The 22,054-nt window shown below is 42.3% G+C and carries 20 protein-coding genes and 1 tRNA gene; 11 read left to right on the plus strand and 10 right to left on the minus strand.

The annotated features are described in order from the left end of the window. Complete coding sequence (locus tag JMW39_RS02845) at nucleotides 1–708, minus strand: heavy metal response regulator transcription factor (RefSeq protein ID WP_201543645.1); 708 nt, start codon at nucleotides 706–708, stop codon at nucleotides 1–3. Nucleotides 709–1,000: 292 nt separating this feature from the next. Here JMW39_RS02845 and JMW39_RS02850 point away from each other — a divergent pair, with 292 nt between their 5' ends. From JMW39_RS02850 to JMW39_RS02860, 3 genes are all read left to right on the plus strand, one after another. Further along, complete coding sequence (locus JMW39_RS02850) at nucleotides 1,001–1,639, plus strand: DUF411 domain-containing protein (protein WP_201543646.1); 639 nt, start codon at nucleotides 1,001–1,003, stop codon at nucleotides 1,637–1,639. 171 nt (nucleotides 1,640–1,810) lie between these two features. Then, a complete protein-coding gene (locus tag JMW39_RS02855) occupies nucleotides 1,811–2,278 on the plus strand; it encodes a DUF305 domain-containing protein (RefSeq protein WP_227679203.1) in 468 nt (155 codons plus the stop codon). A 135-nt stretch (nucleotides 2,279–2,413) separates the two neighbouring features. Next, on the plus strand, nucleotides 2,414–3,178 hold the full coding sequence (locus tag JMW39_RS02860; RefSeq protein ID WP_201543647.1) for a DUF305 domain-containing protein: 765 nt from the start codon (nucleotides 2,414–2,416) through the stop codon (nucleotides 3,176–3,178). A 136-nt stretch (nucleotides 3,179–3,314) separates the two neighbouring features. Here the strand turns inward: JMW39_RS02860 and JMW39_RS02865 are convergent, their stop codons facing one another. Then, the gene (locus tag JMW39_RS02865; RefSeq protein WP_201543648.1) at nucleotides 3,315–3,830 is read right to left on the minus strand and encodes a hypothetical protein; all 516 of its coding nucleotides are present in this window, start codon (nucleotides 3,828–3,830) and stop codon (nucleotides 3,315–3,317) included. Between the two features lie 376 nt (nucleotides 3,831–4,206). On the opposite strand from JMW39_RS02865, the gene recJ reads away from it, so the two are divergent. Continuing rightward, nucleotides 4,207–6,033 carry a single-stranded-DNA-specific exonuclease RecJ gene (gene recJ / locus JMW39_RS02870; protein ID WP_201543649.1) on the plus strand — a complete coding sequence of 609 codons (1,827 nt, stop codon included), beginning with the start codon at nucleotides 4,207–4,209 and terminating at the stop codon, nucleotides 6,031–6,033. 78 nt (nucleotides 6,034–6,111) lie between these two features. On the opposite strand, the gene JMW39_RS02875 is transcribed toward recJ, so the two are convergent. The 8 genes from JMW39_RS02875 to JMW39_RS02910 all read right to left on the minus strand — a co-directional run bounded on the left by JMW39_RS02875 (nucleotide 6,112) and on the right by JMW39_RS02910 (nucleotide 14,063). Beyond that, nucleotides 6,112–6,774, minus strand: a complete 663-nt coding sequence (locus tag JMW39_RS02875; protein ID WP_201543650.1) for a trimeric intracellular cation channel family protein — start codon at nucleotides 6,772–6,774, stop codon at nucleotides 6,112–6,114. 87 nt (nucleotides 6,775–6,861) lie between these two features. Beyond that, nucleotides 6,862–7,497, minus strand: coding sequence for a trimeric intracellular cation channel family protein (locus JMW39_RS02880; RefSeq protein ID WP_201543653.1), 636 nt, complete (start codon nucleotides 7,495–7,497; stop codon nucleotides 6,862–6,864). Between the two features lie 14 nt (nucleotides 7,498–7,511). Beyond that, nucleotides 7,512–8,693: a multidrug resistance efflux transporter family protein gene (locus tag JMW39_RS02885; protein ID WP_201543655.1), complete on the minus strand. Its 1,182-nt coding sequence runs from the start codon at nucleotides 8,691–8,693 to the stop codon at nucleotides 7,512–7,514. A gap of 113 nt (nucleotides 8,694–8,806) precedes the next feature. Continuing rightward, nucleotides 8,807–9,547 carry a radical SAM protein gene (locus tag JMW39_RS02890; RefSeq protein ID WP_201543657.1) on the minus strand — a complete coding sequence of 247 codons (741 nt, stop codon included), beginning with the start codon at nucleotides 9,545–9,547 and terminating at the stop codon, nucleotides 8,807–8,809. Nucleotides 9,548–9,812: 265 nt separating this feature from the next. Then, on the minus strand, nucleotides 9,813–10,634 hold the full coding sequence (dapD, locus tag JMW39_RS02895; protein WP_201543659.1) for a 2,3,4,5-tetrahydropyridine-2,6-dicarboxylate N-succinyltransferase: 822 nt from the start codon (nucleotides 10,632–10,634) through the stop codon (nucleotides 9,813–9,815). Between the two features lie 149 nt (nucleotides 10,635–10,783). Beyond that, on the minus strand, nucleotides 10,784–11,725 hold the full coding sequence (locus JMW39_RS02900; RefSeq protein ID WP_201543661.1) for an alpha/beta fold hydrolase: 942 nt from the start codon (nucleotides 11,723–11,725) through the stop codon (nucleotides 10,784–10,786). Between the two features lie 114 nt (nucleotides 11,726–11,839). Beyond that, nucleotides 11,840–13,606, minus strand: coding sequence for an amidohydrolase (locus JMW39_RS02905; RefSeq protein ID WP_227679205.1), 1,767 nt, complete (start codon nucleotides 13,604–13,606; stop codon nucleotides 11,840–11,842). A 381-nt stretch (nucleotides 13,607–13,987) separates the two neighbouring features. Then, a tRNA-Asn gene (locus tag JMW39_RS02910) sits at nucleotides 13,988–14,063 on the minus strand. A 394-nt stretch (nucleotides 14,064–14,457) separates the two neighbouring features. On the opposite strand from JMW39_RS02910, the gene JMW39_RS02915 reads away from it, so the two are divergent. The 7 genes from JMW39_RS02915 to JMW39_RS02945 all read left to right on the plus strand — a co-directional run bounded on the left by JMW39_RS02915 (nucleotide 14,458) and on the right by JMW39_RS02945 (nucleotide 22,009). Further along, nucleotides 14,458–15,195: an SDR family NAD(P)-dependent oxidoreductase gene (locus JMW39_RS02915; RefSeq protein ID WP_201543663.1), complete on the plus strand. Its 738-nt coding sequence runs from the start codon at nucleotides 14,458–14,460 to the stop codon at nucleotides 15,193–15,195. 32 nt (nucleotides 15,196–15,227) lie between these two features. After that, nucleotides 15,228–16,985 (plus strand): NAD(P)/FAD-dependent oxidoreductase, encoded by a 1,758-nt coding sequence (locus JMW39_RS02920; protein WP_201543665.1) that lies wholly within the window; start codon nucleotides 15,228–15,230, stop codon nucleotides 16,983–16,985. A gap of 23 nt (nucleotides 16,986–17,008) precedes the next feature. Next, a complete protein-coding gene (locus tag JMW39_RS02925) occupies nucleotides 17,009–18,040 on the plus strand; it encodes a DUF1365 domain-containing protein (protein WP_201543667.1) in 1,032 nt (343 codons plus the stop codon). Nucleotides 18,041–18,101: 61 nt separating this feature from the next. Then, entirely contained in the window at nucleotides 18,102–19,460 is a 1,359-nt protein-coding gene (locus JMW39_RS02930; RefSeq protein WP_201543668.1) for an SAM-dependent methyltransferase, read from the plus strand. A gap of 40 nt (nucleotides 19,461–19,500) precedes the next feature. Further along, on the plus strand, nucleotides 19,501–19,911 hold the full coding sequence (locus JMW39_RS02935) for a DUF2177 family protein (protein WP_201543670.1): 411 nt from the start codon (nucleotides 19,501–19,503) through the stop codon (nucleotides 19,909–19,911). Nucleotides 19,912–20,106: 195 nt separating this feature from the next. Then, nucleotides 20,107–20,715, plus strand: coding sequence for an acyl-CoA thioesterase (locus JMW39_RS02940; RefSeq protein WP_227679207.1), 609 nt, complete (start codon nucleotides 20,107–20,109; stop codon nucleotides 20,713–20,715). Between the two features lie 205 nt (nucleotides 20,716–20,920). Then, on the plus strand, nucleotides 20,921–22,009 hold the full coding sequence (locus tag JMW39_RS02945) for a cation diffusion facilitator family transporter (protein ID WP_201543672.1): 1,089 nt from the start codon (nucleotides 20,921–20,923) through the stop codon (nucleotides 22,007–22,009). Nucleotides 22,010–22,054 lie beyond the last annotated feature (45 nt).

Consider the following 22,054-nt stretch of genomic DNA (forward strand, 5'->3'; position numbering starts at 1 on the left):
TTACTGACTCATCGCTGTGATGTCGCTATTATCAATATGGTCGAGCCGATAACCCATGCCGCGCACCGTATGAATCAGCTTAATATCGAAATCATCATCGATTCTAATCCGCAAACGCCGTATCGCCACGTCAATCACATTGGTGTCGCTATCGAAATTGATATCCCATACTTGCGAGGCAATCACAGAACGCGGCAGCACCTCACCCTGTCGCTCAAGGAAAAACTGCAATAGCGCAAACTCTTTGGCGGTTAATTTAATAATCTGCCCACCACGCGATACTGTGCGTTTAGCAATATCCATTTTTAAATCGGCAATCTGTAGCACTGTGCTGGCATAATCGGTTTGATTGACGCGGCGCAATAGGTTTTTGATTCTGACCAGTAGCTCAGCAAAGGCAAAAGGCTTGGTCAGATAATCATCACCACCGATCTCTATGCCCTTTACGCGGTCGCTTAAATCATCTTTTGCCGTTAGAAATAGTACTGGCGTCAGTTTGCCCGCTGCCCGATAATTGCGCACCAACTCAAAGCCACTCACATCGGGCAACATCACATCCATAATGACCACATTAAAATCCTCGGTCATCAAAGCATGATAACCGTCCAACCCAGTCGTATGATGCTCAACGATAAAACCTGCTTCACTTAAGCCCTTTTTAATATAGTCACCAAGCGATATTTCATCTTCGACCAATAGTATTTTCATAGCGTATCTATGCTCATTATTCATGCTCATTATTTATGATATTTTTATGCTAGTGCAGTTGCGATATTGCTAGATTTTCTGCCATCAATCATAGAGCAATGGCAGCGCTATTCCTATGCTAAGCTGGCAAGATGACAAAATTGTCATCTTAGCGTCATCTGCTTGTCAGGCTGATGTTGTTATAATTTTTATATAATATTTTAACCCTAGACCTTATTACTGTTACTACAACTACCAATGCCATGCATTTCTAAAAATACCTGCTATTTTTACCATTAATGAGACATTTACTATGGTTATCCTTGCCACTAAATTTGGTCGTCAATCTAAGTCCGGTCAGCTAAAACCTAACCAGCTCGTAAAGAAAGCTCTACGCGGCAGCTTGATGATAGTAGCAGTGTCGACACTTTTTGCCTGTAATCAAGCCGATATTAAGGCAAATGCTAATGTAGATACGTCGACGGATAATGTAGAAAACACCAACCAATCTGCTACGATAAATACTAAAGCCCAGCATTCTGATTTACTCAAAAACGTCTCAGCGACCATTTATAAAGATGTCAATTGCGGCTGCTGTAAAGACTGGATAGAACATGCGCAAAATAATGGTCTGACAGCGACGAGCCAGCATCCAAAAGACTTGTCATTATTCAAAGACCGCTATGGCGTGCCGACTGAAATGCGCTCATGCCATACTGCGGTGACGACTGATGGTTATGTGTTTGAGGGTCATGTACCCGCTAAATATGTTGCTCAGTTTTTAGCCAATCCACCGGCACAAGCAATCGGTCTTGCCGTGCCTGGTATGCCAATGGGCAGTCCGGGTATGGAGTATCAAGGGCAGTTTGCGCCTTATCAGATTATGCAAATAAACAAAGATGGTACCAACCAAGTATATGCAGATATTGAGTCTGCTGAGCAGCAGTTATAAGCTAATAGCATAAGAAACGAATAAAGGAAGGAACTAACTAGTAAAGAAAGGAACTAATAAAGGAAGAAACGTCTTTGAGTAAACACCTTTAACAATAAATTAACTTTTAAATAGCCTAAGTACTATCTAAATAAGAAAAATAATTTAAGTAATGTAGAAGGACGCTAGAGTATGCAGCATTCAGAACAAGAAAAAATGAACCCGTATGTAAAATTCTCATTGATGATTTTAACATCGACGATAGTCATGTATATCATGATGTACTTCAATACCTATCAATGGGAGCACGTGTATTTTAGCGAGACCAGAGCATATATGGCACTGTATATGGGCGCTGGCATGGCGGTCATTATGCTGGCATTTATGGGTAATATGTATAAAAAAACCAAGCTCAATCTTATGGTTTACGGTCTTAGTGTTTTGATGTTTGCCGTGGGTATTTGGGGCGTCAGATCTCAAGCAACCGTCGATCAAGTTGACTGGATGCAAGCGATGATACCACACCACTCGATTGCTATTTTGACCAGTAGTCGCGCTGATATCGAAGACCCAAAAGTACAGAAACTTGCCGATGATATTATCGAGGCGCAAAAGCGTGAAATCGCTGAGATGCAGGCGCTTATTGAAGCGCTTAAATAGATCGTTTCATAAGTAATTATTTTGAACTAACGGCATTTAACCCATTTATTTAGCCCATTATTTTAATATTTTTTTTATTGGTAAATCTTAACTGATTTACCATTTTTTATTTTCTACTTACATAAAGGATATACCATGAAAATCACTCATTATTCACGTCTTGCCGTGCTAACCGCTAGCATCAGTGCGGCATTACTAATCAGTGCCTGTCAGCCTGCTAATGAAAAGGCTGCGACTGCACCTGCTACAGAAAACACAACGGTAGTTAATGATACTAATAATGTTAACGATGCAGCCGAGGCTACGGGTCCGCACGCCAGTCACGATATGTCTGCGGGCACAATGGCAGATGCTGAACATATGACGCCAATGCATCGAGCGTACAATAACTCTATGGTAAAGATGCATGACGAGATGATGGTCGGGATGGAATATAACGATCCAGATGCTGCCTTTGCAAAAGGGATGCTAGGTCATCATATTGGCGCGGTTGATATGGCAGAGATTCAGCTGAAATACGGTACTGATAAAGAGATGCGTCAACTGGCACAAGAGATCATCGAGGCTCAACAAGCAGAAATTGAGCAAATGCAAGCGTGGCTAGCCAGTCATCCTGATACATCTGAAGCCACACCGGATACCAAAGCCATGCAACAAGCCTATGCCGATGGTATGGACGCCATGCATGATGAGATGATGGCGGGTATTGCTGATCCTAATCCTGATATGGCATTTGCACGTGGCATGTTGCCGCATCATGTTGGCGCGGTTGATATGGCAAAGGTTCAGCTAAAATATGGTAAAGATGCCGAAATGCGTAAGCTAGCGCAAGCTGTCATCGACGCTCAGCAGTCTGAGATTGAGCAGATGAAAAACTGGATTGGCAAACAAGTTAGTTAGAAGCAAGGTAGCTAGAAGTTTGGCGTAATATTTTGCTTAATTAAATATAAATAGAAAACCCAGCTAAGAGCTTCTTAGCTGGGTTTATTGTTATTCAAATGTTAATCAGTTATTAAGCTTTTAATTCGTTATATTTTTAGACATTTTTACCATGTTGCTTTTGCTGAATATCTTTTGCCAAGTTATAGCATTCATTGATATGGTCGGTGGCAATTTTTTTGAAAATCATATAGCCCATTGTACCTGCGACCAGTTGACCACCTAATGGGATAAACTTGGTCACTTGCTTGGCTGCGATACGACCACCAAAGCCTTGAACCGTCTTTTTGACGATACCACGAGTTGCCATTAAACCGGCAAAATCAATTGTACGATTTTTTAACTCTTTCCAATGTACTGCACGTGATTCTAAATCAACAGCGCCTTGACGATCTTTTAAAAGCCCGAAGCGCTCACTGATCTCAGGCAATAACATCGTCAGCATGCTAGCATCGACTGCCACATCAAAAAACGGCACAGGAACGATAGCAACACCAGCAGAGACTCTAGCGCGTCTTTTGACCATAGCAAGACATTCTTTTTTCACTTGCTCAAGATCTAAATTAGGATCAATAGTATTAGGCAGTTTTTCAGCAGTTGGTGTGGTTTTCATAAAGCGTCCTTAAAATGTTTAAAAACAGAAAATAGTTAATATAGTAAAAGCAAAAATGGCAAAATGATAAGTATCTTATGAATTTCTAATAAATATCTTATAAGTTCTTAGATGTTTACCATTTTATGGATTTATAAGCCTTGTACAATCATTGCTTTGTAGCAAAATGCAGAAAATTACAGTCACTCTGCACCGTTTTTGTAAATAAGTAACGGCTTAGCAAGAAGGCGTTTAGAAATAAGCCGTTTTTAAACTTTGTGTGCCATGCATGGAATATAAATTACGCTATCAGACGCAGCGACGCAATCGCTAAACCTAGACGATAGCGCTAAAAATTCCCATTGTGGCTATCTGTCAAAGCCAGTAGAATACCAACATGCTAAATTTAACCCCCCGTTATACCAGCACTCGCATCGACGAGTTGCCCGCCGCGTTGCAACCGCTTGCCGCTCAATCATTCACCCTTGCTAGGCTTTATGCCGGTCGCGGTATCACTGCGCCTGATGAGCTAGAGACTGGATTATCTGGTTTACTGCCTGCTGAGATGCTGCATGGCGTCACCGAAGCAGTGCGTCTATTAGATATTGCTATTGATGAAGGGCAGCGTATCTTAATTGTCGGTGATTTTGATTGCGATGGAGCAACCAGTACGGCGCTTATGATGCGCGCCCTGAAAAAAATGGGGGCAGTGGTTGATTTTTTAGTCCCTGACCGTTTTAAATACGGCTATGGTCTGACGCCAGAGATTGTTGACTTGGGAATTAAGACCTATCAACCGCAAGTCATCGTCACGGTAGACAATGGTATCTCAAGCCATGAAGGCGTGGCGCGTGCGCAGGCTGATGGCATTACGGTGATTATTACCGACCATCATCTGACTACCAAAGAGACGCCGCCTGCAGAAGCCGTTGTCAATCCCAATCAGCTCGACTGTAACTTTAGCAGTAAGGCATTGGTAGGGGTTGGCGTGGCGTTTTATGTGCTCGGACGCTTAGCAAAACTGCGCCGTGAAGCAGGCAAGTCTAGCGTGCAAGTCAGCCAGTATTTGGATTTGGTCGCGCTTGGAACGATTGCTGATGTGGGCGTACTTGATAAAAACAATCGCATTTTAGTCCATCATGGACTGAACGCCATTCGTCAAGGTCGCTGTTCGCTCGGTATATTGGCACTGCTTGAACAAGCGGGTCGTGACCCTAAGCAATTACAGGCGCAGGACTTTGGTTTTGTCTTAGGTCCACGTATCAATGCTGCTGGGCGTATGGATAATATGCGCATCGGTATCGAGTGCTTACTAACCGATGACTGGAGCACCGCACAGCGTTTGGCACAAGAGCTTGAACAGCTGAATCGTACCCGCCGCCATGTGGAAGGTGAGATGCGCGCACGAGCGGATAGTATTGTGCAAGCATTAGCTGCTACTGATTCTAATAATAGTTCTGATGAGAGCGATGCTACTATTATTCAGCATAAGCCTGAGCAACAGGTTGTTAATAATCAAAATCGCAGCATTATTTTATATCAAGATGATTGGCATCAAGGCGTTATCGGTATCGTCGCTGGTCGTCTAAAAGAAGGTCGTTATCTGCCCAGTATTGTCTTTGCGCCAGCCGATACAGAGCGTACGGGGGACGACGATGACATCAAGGGCTCGGCACGCTCTATCGCTGGCGTACATATTCGTGATGCGATTGAGCAAGTTGCCGAACGATATCCTGATTTAATCAGCCATTTTGGTGGTCATGCCATGGCGGCAGGTTTGACCATCAAACGTCGCAACTTTGATGGCTTTGTGACAGCGTTTAACGAAGTAATGGCGCAGATGGATGATGAAGTCTTTGCTGAGCAGAAATTTACCGATGGACCATTGCAAGCGGGTGACTTTAGCTTATGGTTTGCAGAGCATCTAGCCAATGCCAGTATTTGGGGTCATGGCTTTGCGCCACCGATATTTGATGGCGTGTTTGAGGTGCTAAGTTTTAAAGTATTAAAGGATAAGCATCTTAAACTGTCCTTACGTTATCCCGATGTGCAATACCCGATTGAGGCAATCCAATTTAATTTTGATAGCGATGCTTGGGATTACCGCGCCGACAAAGTGCATTTATTATTTCAGCTAGACATTAACGAGTGGAATGGTAAACAAAGCTTACAGTTGATGGTCAAAGATTTGGCGCTGGTAAAAGAGACGGTAGCAGAAAGCTAGCGATTTGATGGGACTGGCAGTGATTTTATTAATAGCTGTTAGACTTTAATGCTTCCATGCTTTAATAACTCTATGGCTTTAATACTTCCATTCAATAGTCGGAAATTGCCAGTCATAACGAATGGCAAGCATACGCAAAGTAAAAATCGTCGCCATCGCCGAGATATCGGCAATCCAAGCGGTCACGCCAAGATTGTGCAGCGCAAAGTAAAGGATACCGCCTGTTAAAGCAGCACTGATATAAATTTCTTGCTGTAGCACCAGCGGAATTTCATTACAAATCATATCGCGGATGATACCGCCGACAATAATCGTAATCACTCCCAGTAGTAATGCCACTGGCACATTGGTGCCCATACTATCAGCAACCTTGATACCGATTAAGGTAAAGGCCGACAGACCAATAGTGTCTGAGAGCTTGAGAAATTTATCAACGCGCCTAGAGTTAGGGTGAAAGAATATTTGCATCATTAGCGATGAGATAGTAATAACTGTCAGATAACTCATGTCCACCATCCAAAACAGCGGATGACGATCCAGAATGACATCGCGCACCGTACCACCGCCGATGGCAGTCACAATCGATACCAGTAAGCAGCCAAAGACATCAAAGTTCTTATGCTTGGCCAATATCGTTCCTGAAATACTACAAGCGACAATCCCAATCATATCAAATAGATAAATAAGCGAGCGCGGGTCAAAAGTAGTAATCAATTCAGAATCTAAAGCAATGGTGAGCATGCGTTTTTCTCACTAAAGCACTGATATTAAAGCATGGCTATTAAAACAGTGCTATTTTTTTGCTAATCATGAAAATCGGCTAATTAGTTAATCAACCAAGCGAATAGAAGGCAAATGCCAGTCGAATTTAAGTGCCAACATACGCACGGCAAAGATGATAAATAACATCATAAACTCATTGATAACCGCGTCAACACCCCAGTAATCAAGCGCCAAATAGCTCAAAGACCCTGCAATACTGGCGGTGATATAAATCTCGCGCTGCAACACTAGCGGTATCTCATTACAGATAATATCACGCAATAAGCCACCGATAATGGCTGTCCAAACTCCCATCATAACCGCAATAACCGGCGACATATCTTGCGCCAAAGCCACTTTAAAACCAATCACACTGAAAGCCGCCAGACCAATCGCATCAAACAGCTTAAGCGCTTTATCAATCTTATGATACAGATGAAAGAAAATTTGTAGAATAAGAGAGGTGAGGGTAATGACGATGACATAGTTGAGGTCAGTCATCCAAAATAGCGGATGACGATCGAGCGCCATATCACGTAATGTACCGCCGCCAATGGCATTGACCATAGAAACCAAAATACAGCCAGCAATATCAAAGCCTTTATGTTGCGCCAGCAAGGTGCCGGCAATGGCACAAGCAATGACGCCCACCATATCTAATAAATACAGCAGAATATCGGGAAAAATAAAGTTACTTATCATGATTTATTTAAGCCTCAACCGTCTTTTGCAAATAATATTAGGCCTAGCATAATCAGCCCAATACCGACCAATCCCAATGTTGAAGGTAGCGCGTTATTCAACAATAGTATACCGCCAATCAAAGCAAAGATTACCTCGCTGGCTTGGGTCGAGTCAACGCCTGCGACTTCACTTGAGGTCACTGCTTGTTCACGCGCATAAAAAAATATGCTCGTCGCTGCAACGCCAGCCAGCAATGCCACTAGCAAGATATTAAATAACTGGGTGGTTGCAGGAGGTTCAGGTTGTATAAAAACGCCTAAAATTAGCCAAAATGGAAAACTACCCAATGTCATGAGCCAAACCTTATTAAAGGCATTTTGTAATAGTGTCGTTTCGATAGCAGGAATACGGGCGATGAGGTTTTGTAGGGGAGAGGAGTGTTTAGCTTCGATTCTAGAGGTTGTTTTTAAAGTAACATTGTTATCCGAAGTACTAGATATGACTGTAGATAAATCGAAAGCTTCTGCGACAAGTACTTGGTTAGCATCGACGTTATGATTTTTATTATTATTGAGTTTAATATCGGCTTCTCGCGCTTGTTGCAGCTTCTCGCTGTGTTTACGAGAATTGCGTTTGCGTGAGTTGTGTGAGACTTGCCAAACCAGCTGATTGCCGATTGGGTAACTAAAAGCCGCGATGAGTGCAGGTAGGGCACCGTAAAGCAGCATTTCTGCCATCGGCGCGCTATCAATATCGGCGAGGGCAGAGGCGCGCAAGCCTTCGCTGACGTTGACCAATACCACTCCGATAAACACCAAAAAGGCGTAAATGAGAAACTTTTTATCAAAACGTTGCCCAAAAGCCAGTAGTACCAATAGGCTAGTGACGACAGTAAACATAAAGGTAGCAGCAACGACCCAGCCAGCGACGTGGTCGCCCGCATAGCAAATGCCTGTATAAAATACCCCAAAGCCAATACTGCCGGTAAGACACCAAAAGCGCCAATGCTGACGAAAAATGCTCGCAAGCTCTCTGATGCGACCAAAGCCGTGTTGCAGGATAATAATGGCGGTGATAATCAGCCACATAAAGACATAGCGTAGGCTCGCTGACCAAAACCAATGACCGCCAGCATTACTCATCAGCTCATTTAAAATAAATGTCGAGCTAAAGAACGCCCCCGCCAATAAGCCCAATAAAATCAGTTTGACCATGCATGCGTCCTTGCAGTCGGCTTGTTAGCTATTTAGAGTATATTTAGTTTGTTGTTTTGGATATTTGCTTATCTGAACTGTTGACTTATATAACTTGCGTAAAAGTCATTTAGTTACTTACCTTTGGTATCGGCCCAAATAATCTTATGCAATTGTAATTGAAAACGTACCGGTAAAGCATCTACCAGCATCCATTCAGCTAACTCACGTGCCAATACTGGCACTTCAGGTCTGCTCATTGCTTCACTATCAGGTAACTCTTCTGCGACATTAAACATCGGTGAAAACCAAACCGTACCAACCAATTTATCCAGCTGATGCGCAAGCAGTTTTTCTTTCGCCCACTCATAATCAGTGCGGTTCATAATGACAAATTTGATTTGGTCATGTTGAGTAAGGTAGCTAAGATTTGACCAAAGATTTTTATCAACTTCGCCTGAGCTTGGCGTTTTAAGATCCATTACTTTACTGACCGCAGGGGGTACATTTTCTACCGCTAATGCCCCAGCGGTTTCAAGCGATATCTCATAACCGTCATTTAACAAACGCTGCATTAGTTCAATGGTATTTGGCTGTGCTAATGGCTCGCCGCCGGTCAAGCAGATACGTTTACAAGGATAGCTTTTGATAATCGTGATAATAGCTTCTAGCGAGTGACGTTCACCGCCATTAAAGGCGTATTCGGTATCACAATAGACGCAGCGCAGTGGGCAACCGGTCAAACGCATAAATATCGTCGGCAAGCCTGAGGTCATTGCTTCACCTTGCAATGAATAAAAAATCTCCGTCAAACGTAACCCTGCTTCAGGATCGGTGGCAGGAATCGCCGAGGTACGTAAAGATAACTCACTCATAATATTTCAAACACAGGTAGAGATTGATAATACCGTAAGCATTTATCAAATAAAAAAGGTTTAATAATTTGTCTAACGCTAGGATTTTCAGCGTACAAACGAGGCAAAGATTATAACGTAATCTCTTACATCAAACTGCCATTAAACTTACTATTAAGCTGTTATTAACCTGCCATAAAGCATTAAAAAAGATGCTCGAGTCAGCCCTAGCATCTTTTATGATAAAAACAATTAATGTAATAATTAAAACGTGATAACTAAAAAGCTAGGCCAAACGTAATAACTCATTGACTGATGTTTTAGCACGGGTTTGCGCATCGACTTTTTTCACGATGATAGCGGCGTATAAACTGTGCGTACCGTCTTCTGATGGCAAGCTACCCGGTACAACGACTGAGCCTGCTGGTACACGGCCGCGATGAATCTCACCCGTTTCGCGGTCATAAATACGCGTCGATTGACCGATAAACACCCCCATAGAAATCACTGAGCCTTCTTCTACAATAACGCCTTCAACGATTTCAGAGCGCGCACCGATAAAGCAATTGTCTTCAATGATGGTTGGATTGGCTTGCAGCGGCTCTAAGACACCGCCGATACCAACGCCGCCTGATAAATGCACATTTTTACCGATTTGGGCACATGAACCAACCGTCGCCCACGTATCTACCATCGCGCCTTGGTCGACGTAGGCACCGATATTGACGTACGAGGGCATCAATACGGCACCGGCTGCAATATATGAGCCTTTACGAGCAACTGCTGGTGGTACCACGCGCACGCCAGCTGCTTTAAATTGCGCTTCTGTCCAATTAGCAAACTTCGTTGGTACCTTGTCATAGAACTGTACGTGTTCGCCCGCAGCTTGGACATAGTTATCATTTAAACGGAACGATAATAAAACCGCTTTTTTAGCCCACTGATTGACCACCCATTCGCCATCTTTTTTCTCTGCCACCCGCAAGCTACCGTTGTCTAGTTGCTCAAGCACTTCATTGATAGCATCGCGTACGTCTTGTGGCATGGTTGCTGGGCTATAGTCGTTACGATTTTCAAAGGCTTTTTCAATGGTTTGTTGCAATGACATAAATATTCCTAAAGTTGGTAAAGGTAAATAAAACGATGGTAATAAGTGTGGTCGGTTATAAAAAGCTTTGGGTATTGCCGATAATTTAGCGAGTTTTAGCAAATAGGTTAGGTCCATTATCAGAGCTATTATTATTGCTAATGCTGATATTAATGATCAGCGCTGTTAATTTTTATCCATTCTAAAATATCTTGATAAACCAGCGCTTTATTCTGTTCATGAATTGGCTCATGGCGCATATGCGGGTAGAGTTGTAGCGCAACATTGCTAAAGTTCTGTTTTTCTAAACGGCTGGCAATTTTACGGATGCCTTTGCCCATATCGCCAATAGGATCATTCTCGCCGCTGACCAATAATATGGGGAAATCTTTGGTAATCGTTGTCGCCCAGTTTTTATTGAGACCAGCTTCCATCAAGGTAAACAAGGTTAGAAAACCATTATTGGTAAATTCAAAGCCAGTTAATGGATCGGCTTCGTAGGCTTCGACAGCTGCAGGGTCTTCGTTTAACCAGGCAAATTTTGAGGAAGAAATACGATTATCAAGCTTGCTGTTTAGCACTTTATTCATCGTATTGGCAAAAACTGAGTTTGGCTTTTTAGGCGCCACTTTTGCCAGTACTTTATTAATCGGTAGTAGCACTTTGGTCAATGGATTGGCATCAGCGGTGCCCATTAAAATTGCACCGCTAAAGTTACGCGCATGATGTTTGAGGACGTTGCGCACGATAAACGAGCCCATCGAATGCCCCATGACAAAGTGCGGCACGTTAGGATGGCGTGCCTTTAGGCTATCTGCCATGATAATGACGTCTTTTAATAATGACTGCACCGGATGTTCTTCAGCAAAGAATCCCAAATCACTGGCTGATTTAACCGTCTGTCCATGACCAAGCTGATCATAAGTGGCGACCGCAATACCGTTATCTGCTAAAAACTGCGCAAATTCTGCATAACGCTCACTGTGTTCTGCCATACCATGCACAATCAGTAGGGTAGCAATAATCGGCGTCGTATTATCACTTGGCTCAAAAAAAGTATGATGCAAATAATGGGTGTTGTCAGAGGAGGTAATTTGTTCGGTGTTACTCATAAACGAATCCTGATGTTGATATAAAAGAGACAGAAAATACTTTATAGTCAAACCTATAGAGATTTGACTATAAAGTATTAAAGTGTTCAGTCTTAGTATGCTGTCATTATAGTTTTATTTTGCTGGTCGCTGATAGATTATTTTACCTTCTTTAATAGTTGTTACGACATTAATATCTTTAAGCTTATCCGTATTTATCGTTAACGGATTGGCATCTAATATAACCAAATCAGCCAGCTTACCCTTCGTTAATGTACCCTTACTATTTTCCTCATAATACTCATAAGCAGCATTGGTCGTAATGGCTTTAAGTGCTTGATAAGGCGTAGCGCGCTCATCGACACCAATAGTTTTGCCTGAGCGCGAGGTGCGATTGACCGCTGACCAAACGGTAAATAGCGGATTGACTGGGGTCACGGTATCGTCAGAATGGTTGGTATATTTTAACCCCATTTTATCCGCAGTCGCTATTGGGCTCGAAAAATCAGCGCGTTTTTTACCTAGATTCTTGACATGCACATCACCCCAAAAATAGGCATGATTGGTAAAAAATGACGGTAGCATCTTGTACTTTTTAAAGGACTCTAGCTGGTCAGGGCGTGCAAACTGCGCATGAATAGGCACCGTACGGCGATCTTTATCAGCGGCTTGTCCAGTCTTCTTAACCGCATATTCATGTGCTTTGATAATCATATCTGTTGCGCCATCACCATTGTTATGAATAAACAATTGGTTATCACGCTGATAAGCCTTTACAAACATCTCATTAAGCTCATCTTGGCTAATGCTCGGGAGTCCGCGACAGTCTTTTTCGCAGTCTGGTACTGGCGTCAAATAAGGTTGACTAAAGTAAGCGGTCTTACCTTGAGGCGAGCCGTCGGCAATGATTTTAGTCCCTTGTACTTTAAAGCCGTTTTGATAGGTTTTCCAGACAAAGTCTTTGTCCGCTAAGTTTTCATCTAAGTCACTAGCGCCAGCAAGTGCGATTAAGTCGATTTTAAGTTTGCCTGCATCGGCCTGTTTTTGGAAAAACTGAATGGTATTACGAGCCGTTGAGCCATTGTGCGCGGTAGTCAGACCATTTTTGGCATAATAATCTTGGGTCTGCTCAAAGAACTTGGCTTGATTAGGTTCTAACACCTCTAACATCCGCCCCACAAAGGGATACATAGCCGTTTCTTGGACAAGGCCATTTGGTTCGTTAGAACCTTTAACTCGTGCAATATTACCACCATCTGGGTTTTTAGTATCCGCGGTAATGTTCAGGGCTACTAAGGCTTTGCTGTTGGCTACACCCATATGACCACTGGTATGTTGCAAGTATACTGGGTTATTAGGTAATACTTTATCGATGTCTGCTTTGGTTGGATGACGCTCCTCCGCTAATTGACTCTCATCATAACCCCAACCATATATCCATTCGCCATCAGCAATATTATTGTCTTTTTTATAGTCTTTTAAGGCTTCTAGCAATTTATCCATACTATCAATCTCGCCAACCGGCGGCGGGTTTAAGTTGACCTGACCCATGGTGTTTGACACCATGTCAAAGTGACTGTGCGGATCAATAAAACCTGGCAACAAAGTTTTGCTGTTTAAATTCACTTGTGCTGCGTTTTTATATTTTGATTGGGCAGTATTTAAATCACCAACGTAAGCAATCTTGCCTGCCTGAGTGACTAAAGCTTCGACCATCTGCGGCTGCTCACCTTCCATAGTGATGATATTGCCATTGTAATAAACAGTTGCTGAGTTACTTGCATGTCCTGTATTTGCCTGTTCCGTATTTACCCGTTCTGTGTTGGTTTGCATAGCAGTACAGCCAATCATGCTCATCAGTCCAATACTCAGTAACGTCGGCTTAATGATGCTTATAGTCATGGCGCTATCCTTAATATTGTTTTTAGATAAATAACTGCTATCACCAATTTAACGACAAAGCTTTAAGGGGTCAATGCTATTTATGATTTTATCGTCAGCATTTAGCTTGATTAACCTCCAATACCGTTTAAATTATATTCCAGTTTTTATTGAAGTTTGATGACATACTAATGATTGCGCTTGTTTTATTTACGGATTTTATTGTATAAAAAAATGAATAATCTAATGATGAATGTTAGCAGGCGACAAACTATTTTTTAGGGCTTGTCGGGTTATAAAATAAAAACAACAGCCATAAAAAAACCCCCATCAAAGTGATGAGGGTCTTGGCAAATGCCATAATCGAATCAAAAAAGATTCAAAAAATGTACTACTAAAATATGGCTCTCCAACCTGGGCTCGAACCAGGGACACACGGATTAACAGTCCGTTGCTCTACCAACTGAGCTATTGGAGAATAAGCGGTAAGGGTTTAATTGCTTACAGCATGCTTAGAAAGTCTCTAACGAGTTCTTGCTAAGTGGGGCGTATTCTAGCAAAGATAAAAAATACGTCAAGCTTTTTTTTCATATTTAGCAAATATTATGCTTTTACTGAGTAGATAAGCGTTATTGTAGGTCAGCTGTTATAGGTATGATTGCGCAGTAACAACAAATCAAGCCACTACTTTACATTATAATTGTTTAGATTTGATAAATAGTCGAATCATGTGGTTAATTTAAACTTTACATGTAGCATAAGCTGAGTGATAATAAAAATGAGAGCGTTAGAACATTATTAAAATAAAACGGCACGCTCAAAATAAAACTACACGGATGATAAAAACTAACACTACTAAAAGGACGTTCACCATGACAGACTCTTCTAAAAAACAGCATATTCTTATTACTGGCGCGACCTCAGGCATCGGTAATCAGCTAGCAAAAGATTATCTAATAGCAGGACATCATGTCTATGCCGTTGGTCGTGATGAGCACGCCTTAGCTGAATTGAAGTCACTAGGAGCAGAAACGCTTGATTTGGATTTGATGGATCGAGAGAAGGTAATAGAAGCGTTTGACAAAGTTAGCCAGATAGATGTGGCGATTTGTGGGGCGGGCATGTGTGAATATTTAGATATGCCAAACTTCAATAGTAGTGTTTTTATGAAAGTCATGTCGGTCAATATGGGTACGCTGTCTCATGCTATCGAGGGTGTGTTACCTAAGCTTATCGCTTCACGCGGGCGTTTGGTTGGGATGGGTTCAGCATCAGCTTATGTGCCTTTTGCTCGCGCTGAAGCTTATGGTAGCTCAAAAGCCGCAATCCATTATTTAATGAAAACCTTGCAGATCAGCCTTGCACCGTATGAGGTGTCAGTAAGTTTGGTCGTACCTGGTTTTGTTGAGACGCCAATGACCAAGCAAAACGATTTTCCGATGCCGTTTTTACAAACGCCTGAGCAGGCAAGTAAAGCGATTCGTACTGGTATTGAGAGCGGTCATGACGTCATTGAATTTCCCAAAAAATTGACTTTACCATTAAAGGTATTGGGGACATTACCTGATGTGGTTTGGCAACACGTCAGTGAAAAAATCAATAAAAAATAACAGAGTAAAATGTCTAACAAGGGAAATCTTTTATGTCGTTCATCCGCCGCAGACGTAGCAGTATAGAAGAGACGGCTAAAAAGTCTCCCAGTGTTTCGCTAGACTCTAGCCATGCCGCTATCCATAAGAAAAAACGAGTCGCTATCATCGGCTCGGGCGTATCAGGACTGACTTGTGCGCATTATCTAGCAGCGCAATTTGATGTCACGGTATTTGAAGCCAATGATTATATCGGCGGACACGTCAATACCATCGATGTGGCGCTACAAGAGGGCAAAAAGGCGAAATCTAGCAAAGTAGAAAAAAGTGCCATAGATACCGGCTTTATTGTTTTTAATGAGCGTACCTATCCCAATTTTTTTCGCTTGCTCTATGATTTGCAAGTGCCGTTTCAATCAACGGATATGAGTTTTTCTGTCAAGAATACCGCACGCAATTTTGAATACAACGGTCATACGCTCAATACTTTGTTATCGCAGCGCAAAAATATTCTTAGTCCTAAGTTTTGGGCATTTATCACCGATATTTTGCAGTTCAATAAGCAGGTGCGCCAGCTGCGCCAAGATTATGAGGCAGCTCGTACACAAGGGCAGGATATCAGTTTGTTTGCTAAGCAAACGCTAGGCGATTATTTGAATAGTAGTAAATATGGTGAGTTGTTTAAGGATAATTATCTACTGCCGATGGTATCTGCTATCTGGTCAACTAGCTTGAATGACGTGCAAGAATTTCCGTTAATATTTTTTGCTCAATTCTTTGACAATCATGGTTTGCTTGATGTGGTCAATCGCCCGCAATGGTTCACTATCAAAGGTGGTTCTAAACAGTATGTCAATAAACTTGTGACACGCTTTGTAAAAATGGGCGGTCGCATTTTGGTCAATACTCCGGTGCAGTCTGTCATCCGTCATGCTGATAAAGTCACGTTGACGCTTGCTGATAAAACTGACGCCAATGATAAGAGCAGTATTAAAAATAAAGGCAGTATAAAAGATAAAGGCAATGCAGCCGTCCAAGAACTGGTTTTTGATGAAGTTATCTTTGCTTGTCATGCAGATACGGTGCTTAAAATATTAAAGAACGCCAATCCTATCGAGCTAGAAGTATTAAGTCATTTTACCTTTACCAATAACACTGCCGTTTTGCATACCGATACATCCGTCTTACCAAAGAGGTCGCTCGCTTGGGCAAGTTGGAACTATTTGCTTGATAATAAAAATGCCAAGCAGAGTGATAATCGACAGGCGCCACCTACTGCCAAACCGGTATTGACCTACCATATGAATATCTTGCAGCGCCTAACCAAGCGTCATAACTACCTAGTGACGTTAAATCATGAAGTAGATGCGCACCAAGTGATTAAAAAGATTGATTATAGCCACCCAGTTTTCAATAACGAGATGATTGCTGCACAAGATGAGTGGTCACGTATTTCTGGTGTTGATTTGCATACCCATTTTTGCGGTGCTTATTGGTTCAATGGCTTTCATGAAGATGGCGTAAGAAGTGCACTACGCGTCTGTCAGGCATTAGGATGCGACATCGATATTAAGGATACCGTTAACCCAAATCATCTGCCTGATACCGAGAGTGCTCATACGCCGTTCCGATATAAAGATTTGCCAATAAAGGCAGACAAACAGTTACGTAAACTTAAAAAATGTCAGATAGTCACTGCCACGACCAATCAAGAATTGGTGGCATATATTGCAACTCTAGAGCCATCTGCCAAAGTAGATAGTAAGAAAAAACTGGGATTTTTCGCTTGTCGTAAAGCCAAAAACAGTTAGTAGGCTTAGCCAAGGAGGTCATGATGAATACTGCGTTACAACCGTCTAATATTAAGTCAAATGAAGACTTAGATGATATTCATACTAGATTGCCGCACCAAATTTTTCATGGAAGTACATGGCACAGTCGCTTGTTACCCAGTATGCATAAATTTGCTTATCCTTATCGTTATTGGGGGGTCAATATTAGTGCATTAGCGGCAGGGCAACCACTCACAGAAGTTAATATTAATACGCCAGTTTTTTCCAAAAGTAAGATTTTAAAAAAACTGCTCTTATTCTCTGGTGCCAAAAAGGCCTTGCAGCAATTCCACCCCAATGATTATTTACAAGGGTTAGGTTTAGAAAAAAATAGCCTAAGTAAAAATAAGAATACAGGATCAAATACAAGAAAGGCATTAAGCGCTGACCAAGCGCTAGAGCAGCGTTTAATACAGGCATTTACTAAACAGACGGGTAGTGCGCCAACAGGCGATATGCTTGGCATGCTTGTTTGCCGCAATGCTGGTATTTATTTTAGCCCAGTGAATTTCTATCTAGGTTTTGATAGCGAGCAAAATCCTACTCATCTGCTAGCAGAGGTGTCAAACACGCCATGGGACAAACGCCATTATTATGGGTTTCTATTAGAAGGCGCAAATACAGAGTTTTGTCATGATAAAGACTTTCATGTGTCGCCGTTTAATCCCGTTGATCAGCAATATTGCTGGCAAGTTGCGATAAAAAGTACAGTAAAAACTGAGACAAAAAAACAGTCGCAAAACGGTTTACAAGTTCGGATTGCTATTAATATCAGTGACGCGCGCGGTGAGGTTTTAAAAACAGGTATAAAAATGTCTGGTACACCAATGACAGCAATCACCATTCGCGAAAGTTTGCGCAAAAACCCATTGATGAATGTGACGTCTTTGACCCGTATCTATTGGCATGCTTTCAAACTTTATGCCATTAAAAAAGTGCCTTATATTAACTATGATGAAAAGTTAGCCGATAGCCAACAGCAGCAATCGAAGACGGGTAAAAAACCGGGTATGAGAAATAAACTGAAAAAATAAGCCCCACGACTTTAGAAGTCTAATATTCAGCATGATGCATTTAAACAAGGATGATTACAGAATGTCAGCACGACCAACCGACAGAGCACCCGCCTCAAAATTAGGAAGAATTAGCGCCCGTATGAGCCGAACGATTAATGAAAGCGCTATTTTACAACCTATCAATAGCAGCGTGAATTATGTGGCAAAACAAGCCATATTTCGTGCTCTCACTCATATTCAATTTGGCAGTATTACTATTATTGAGGATTTTGTTGGACAAGATGCTAAGCCGCATCTTTTTGGCAAACCATCTTCTGACAACATGGGCAGCTCAGCTATCGGTCGTCATCCGTTAGACATCACACTTATGATTCATGATAGCAGCGTTTATCGTCAGTTGTTATTTGGCGGTTCTATTGCGCTAGCGGACAGCTATATAAATGGCGAATGGGATACGAATGATTTGACAGGTTTAATTCGACTGGCGGCACGTAATTTAGCGCTACTTAACCAGTTAGAAAGCCGCTTTGCAAGTATTAGTAAAACCTTTGAGCGGGCAAATCACAAGCTGCGCAGCAATGATAAATCTGGCGCGAAATCTAATATCTTAGCGCATTATGATTTGGGCAATGAGATGTACCAGCGTTTTTTAGACAATACGATGATGTATTCATCAGCAGTCTATAAAAATATAGATACAACATTAGAAGAGGCGCAGCAACATAAACTGGCCTTGATTTGTCAGCGTCTACAACTCAGCGCTGACGACCATGTGCTCGAAATTGGGACGGGCTGGGGCGGTTTTGCGATTTATGCCGCCAAGCATTATGGCTGCCAAATCACCACCACTACTATTTCGGACGCCCAGTATGAAGAGGCGCAGCGCCGCGTCGAAGCGGCTGGTCTGTCGGATAAAATTACCCTACTCAAACAAGACTATCGTGAGCTGACCGGACAGTATGATAAATTGGTCAGTATCGAGATGATTGAGGCAGTCGGACACGAATATCTACCAACGTTTTTTGCCAAATGTAATAGCTTGCTTAAACCAACGGGCTTGATGGTATTGCAAGCCATTACCTTTAACGACCAAAATTATAATAGCTATATACAGTCAGTCGATTTTATTCAGACCCACATTTTCCCCGGTGGTTGTCTATTATCCAATCAAGAATTGACTACGCAGTTTACCGAACAGACAGATATGGTCATTAAGCAGTTGCATGACTACGGCTTTGATTATGCTTACACACTGCGCGATTGGCGTACTGCGTTTATGGCACAGCGTGAAGAGATTAAAGCGCTCGGTTATGATGAAGCGTTTATTCGTCTATGGGAGTTTTACTTCTGCTACTGCGAAGGCGGATTTTTGGAGCGGACGATTGGAGTAGTACAAGTCACCGCGGTCAAGCCAAACAATATTGATGCATGGCATTAATAGGCTGCATTTTTAGTCCCTAGTATAAAAGGATATTATTATGGGTTATGTATATATCTATCTTGCTGCCGTGGCTATATTTTTAGGCATCGATTCGGTCTGGCTAAAGACGATGACTGGTCTTTTTTATGAAAAGCGTATCGGACATCTGCTTGCCGATGAGCCCAATATGATTGCCGCGGGCGTGTTTTATCTATTTTATCTATTGGCGCTGTGCATCATTATCTTATACCCACAAATCAAAGCACAGGCTTCGCTGGGCCATATTTTTTTAATGGGTGCTTTGATAGGGTTGATGGCTTACGGTACTTATGACTTTACCAGCTTGGCACTTTATAAAGGCTATACCTTAGATACTGCATTGGTAGACTTTGTCTGGGGCGGACTGTTAACAGGCACGGTTAGCGCGATTGTCGCTTGGCTTGCGTATCGTTTTCATTGGTTGAGCTAATGAGCCGATTCAGTGAGCGCATTTACGAGTTAATCAAAGATACTTTGGTTAATTGCTATTTATTATCATGACATAAAATTTGGCATTTATACCCGTAAGACTGTACTTTAGCGGGCATTTATTTGCGATTTATCAGATGCTACTGTATAACGGACATTCAAAATAGATAGGCTTCTGATAACGGTAAGGAATATTATGTCGCAATACAATACCAGCTCTACTGCCAAAAGTGCACCTTTAAACCATGAGTTATATATGTCGGTGTTAATGACGCCAGATATGGCAAACTTCATAGGCAATGTGCACGGCGGTGATTTGCTCAAGATGCTTGATCAAGTCGCTTATGCTTGCGCCAGTCGCTATAGTGGTAGTTACGTCGTGACGCTATCGGTCGATCAGGTAATGTTCCGTGAGCCTATCTATGTCGGCGAGTTGGTTACCTTTGCAGCCAGTATCAACTACGTCGGCAGAACGTCTATGGAAGTGGGAATTCGTGTGGAAGCCGAAGATGTTCGCGCCCGTACGATTCGCCACACCAATAGCTGCTACTTTACCATGGTGGCAATTGATGACAATGGCAAGCCCACGCCTGTTCCTGAGCTTGAGATTAAAAATGAGATGCAACAATGCCGTTTTGATGCAGGCTTAGCGCGTAAAAACCTGCGTATGGAAGGCTCGCATCGTCCCAGTTGTGATATTAATCAAATGATTGGTGAAAGTTTAGGCGCTGCAAATATAGGCGCTGAAAACAAAGCGGATAAAGGCATGGTTGGCGAGCTTTCTCAGCGTAGCAATGCGAAGTAGGGCTAGGGCGCTCTCAAACTATCTCGTCTATTAAAGCTATCAATACTTAAACAAAGTCTCACGAAAACCTTACTGACTAGCGCTCGGTTTTTGGTTAAATTTAATGGTAAATAAGGCAGATAACAAAACAGGTAAAACGGCTAACATTGATAGCTCGACTGTTTTATTTGGCTGCCTTAACCCATTATATAAAACAGAGACTCATATGAGTTCAAAACCCTCAGGATTATCAGAATCCTACTCTACAGAGCAGTCAATACTGCAGGCCAGTCGCACTCGCGGTGGTAATAGTACGTGTCTTGATGTCACGAATACTTTCTCTCACCCTGCACCCAATAATAATGACAAAAAAGATGATCATAAATCTTCATCATTGATCACTGTGCTGATTGCGGTTGGGGCAAATCTTATTATTGCGATTGCCAAAACAATTGCGGCCTTTATGACCGGTTCTGCTTCTATGATAGCGGAATCTGCGCACTCTTGGGCAGATGCGGGCAATGGTACTTTATTAATCGTTGCAGAAAAAAAATCGATCAAACCTGCTGATAAAAGCCATCCATTAGGCTATGGTAAAGAATCATACGTGTGGTCGATGATTGCTGCCTTTGGCGTCTTTATGGCGGGCTCCATTGTTTCTATTTATACCGGTATTACCGAATGGAATGCGTCCGAAACTGACACCAACTATACCATCGGCTTTATTGTCTTAGCAGTGGCCTTTGTACTTGAAGGTTTTTCCCTGTTGCAAGCTTATTTGCAAAGTAAAAAACATGGCGAGGCTATCAACCTTAGCGCCCTTGGTTATGTTATTGATACCTCAAACCCAACCTTGCGCGGCGTCTTCTTTGAGGATTTAGCAGCAGTCATTGGCTTGGTCATTGCCGCAGCGGCGATGGGCATGCATGCTTATACCGGACAACCTTTTTGGGATGCGCTTGGGTCAATTGTTGTCGGTATACTGTTGGGTATGGTCGCTATCTTTTTAATCAGCCGCAATCGCGACTTTTTGGTTGGCTATAAAGTCTCAGAAAAAATGCATTGCTACATATTAACTGAGTTATTAAATCATCCGGATATCGATAGCGTCTCTTATTTACATTTGGAATGGGTCGGACCCAAAAAAGTATTTATGGTGGCCGCAGTAGACATCGCTGGTAACCAGAAAGAACAGCAAATCGCGCAAAAATTTGAAGATATTGAAAATCAGTTTCGTGCCAATCCGCTATTTCAAGAAGCCATCCTAACGTTGTCAGTCCCTAATGCTGAGATTTTACGCCTACCAGATAGCTGATACTTCTTAAGGACAGTGCTTAATCACTACCAACTGCTATCCATC

Origin of the sequence: Psychrobacter immobilis (assembly GCF_904846175.1) — a bacterium.
In the GTDB taxonomy this organism is placed as follows: Bacteria; Pseudomonadota; Gammaproteobacteria; order Pseudomonadales; family Moraxellaceae; genus Psychrobacter; species Psychrobacter immobilis_E.

What these genes read in the sequence shown, in the direction of transcription:
- JMW39_RS02845 (WP_201543645.1), bottom strand. Translation starts at nt 708, where the DNA reads ATGAAAATACTATTGGTCGAAGATGAAATATCGCTTGGTGACTATATT.
- JMW39_RS02850 (WP_201543646.1), top strand. Translation starts at nt 1,001, where the DNA reads ATGGTTATCCTTGCCACTAAATTTGGTCGTCAATCTAAGTCCGGTCAG.
- JMW39_RS02855 (WP_227679203.1), top strand. Translation starts at nt 1,811, where the DNA reads ATGCAGCATTCAGAACAAGAAAAAATGAACCCGTATGTAAAATTCTCA.
- JMW39_RS02860 (WP_201543647.1), top strand. Translation starts at nt 2,414, where the DNA reads ATGAAAATCACTCATTATTCACGTCTTGCCGTGCTAACCGCTAGCATC.
- JMW39_RS02865 (WP_201543648.1), bottom strand. Translation starts at nt 3,830, where the DNA reads ATGAAAACCACACCAACTGCTGAAAAACTGCCTAATACTATTGATCCT.
- recJ (WP_201543649.1), top strand. Translation starts at nt 4,207, where the DNA reads ATGCTAAATTTAACCCCCCGTTATACCAGCACTCGCATCGACGAGTTG.
- JMW39_RS02875 (WP_201543650.1), bottom strand. Translation starts at nt 6,774, where the DNA reads ATGCTCACCATTGCTTTAGATTCTGAATTGATTACTACTTTTGACCCG.
- JMW39_RS02880 (WP_201543653.1), bottom strand. Translation starts at nt 7,497, where the DNA reads ATGATAAGTAACTTTATTTTTCCCGATATTCTGCTGTATTTATTAGAT.
- JMW39_RS02885 (WP_201543655.1), bottom strand. Translation starts at nt 8,693, where the DNA reads ATGGTCAAACTGATTTTATTGGGCTTATTGGCGGGGGCGTTCTTTAGC.
- JMW39_RS02890 (WP_201543657.1), bottom strand. Translation starts at nt 9,547, where the DNA reads ATGAGTGAGTTATCTTTACGTACCTCGGCGATTCCTGCCACCGATCCT.
- dapD (WP_201543659.1), bottom strand. Translation starts at nt 10,634, where the DNA reads ATGTCATTGCAACAAACCATTGAAAAAGCCTTTGAAAATCGTAACGAC.
- JMW39_RS02900 (WP_201543661.1), bottom strand. Translation starts at nt 11,725, where the DNA reads ATGAGTAACACCGAACAAATTACCTCCTCTGACAACACCCATTATTTG.
- JMW39_RS02905 (WP_227679205.1), bottom strand. Translation starts at nt 13,606, where the DNA reads ATGACTATAAGCATCATTAAGCCGACGTTACTGAGTATTGGACTGATG.
- JMW39_RS02915 (WP_201543663.1), top strand. Translation starts at nt 14,458, where the DNA reads ATGACAGACTCTTCTAAAAAACAGCATATTCTTATTACTGGCGCGACC.
- JMW39_RS02920 (WP_201543665.1), top strand. Translation starts at nt 15,228, where the DNA reads ATGTCGTTCATCCGCCGCAGACGTAGCAGTATAGAAGAGACGGCTAAA.
- JMW39_RS02925 (WP_201543667.1), top strand. Translation starts at nt 17,009, where the DNA reads ATGAATACTGCGTTACAACCGTCTAATATTAAGTCAAATGAAGACTTA.
- JMW39_RS02930 (WP_201543668.1), top strand. Translation starts at nt 18,102, where the DNA reads ATGTCAGCACGACCAACCGACAGAGCACCCGCCTCAAAATTAGGAAGA.
- JMW39_RS02935 (WP_201543670.1), top strand. Translation starts at nt 19,501, where the DNA reads ATGGGTTATGTATATATCTATCTTGCTGCCGTGGCTATATTTTTAGGC.
- JMW39_RS02940 (WP_227679207.1), top strand. Translation starts at nt 20,107, where the DNA reads ATGTCGCAATACAATACCAGCTCTACTGCCAAAAGTGCACCTTTAAAC.
- JMW39_RS02945 (WP_201543672.1), top strand. Translation starts at nt 20,921, where the DNA reads ATGAGTTCAAAACCCTCAGGATTATCAGAATCCTACTCTACAGAGCAG.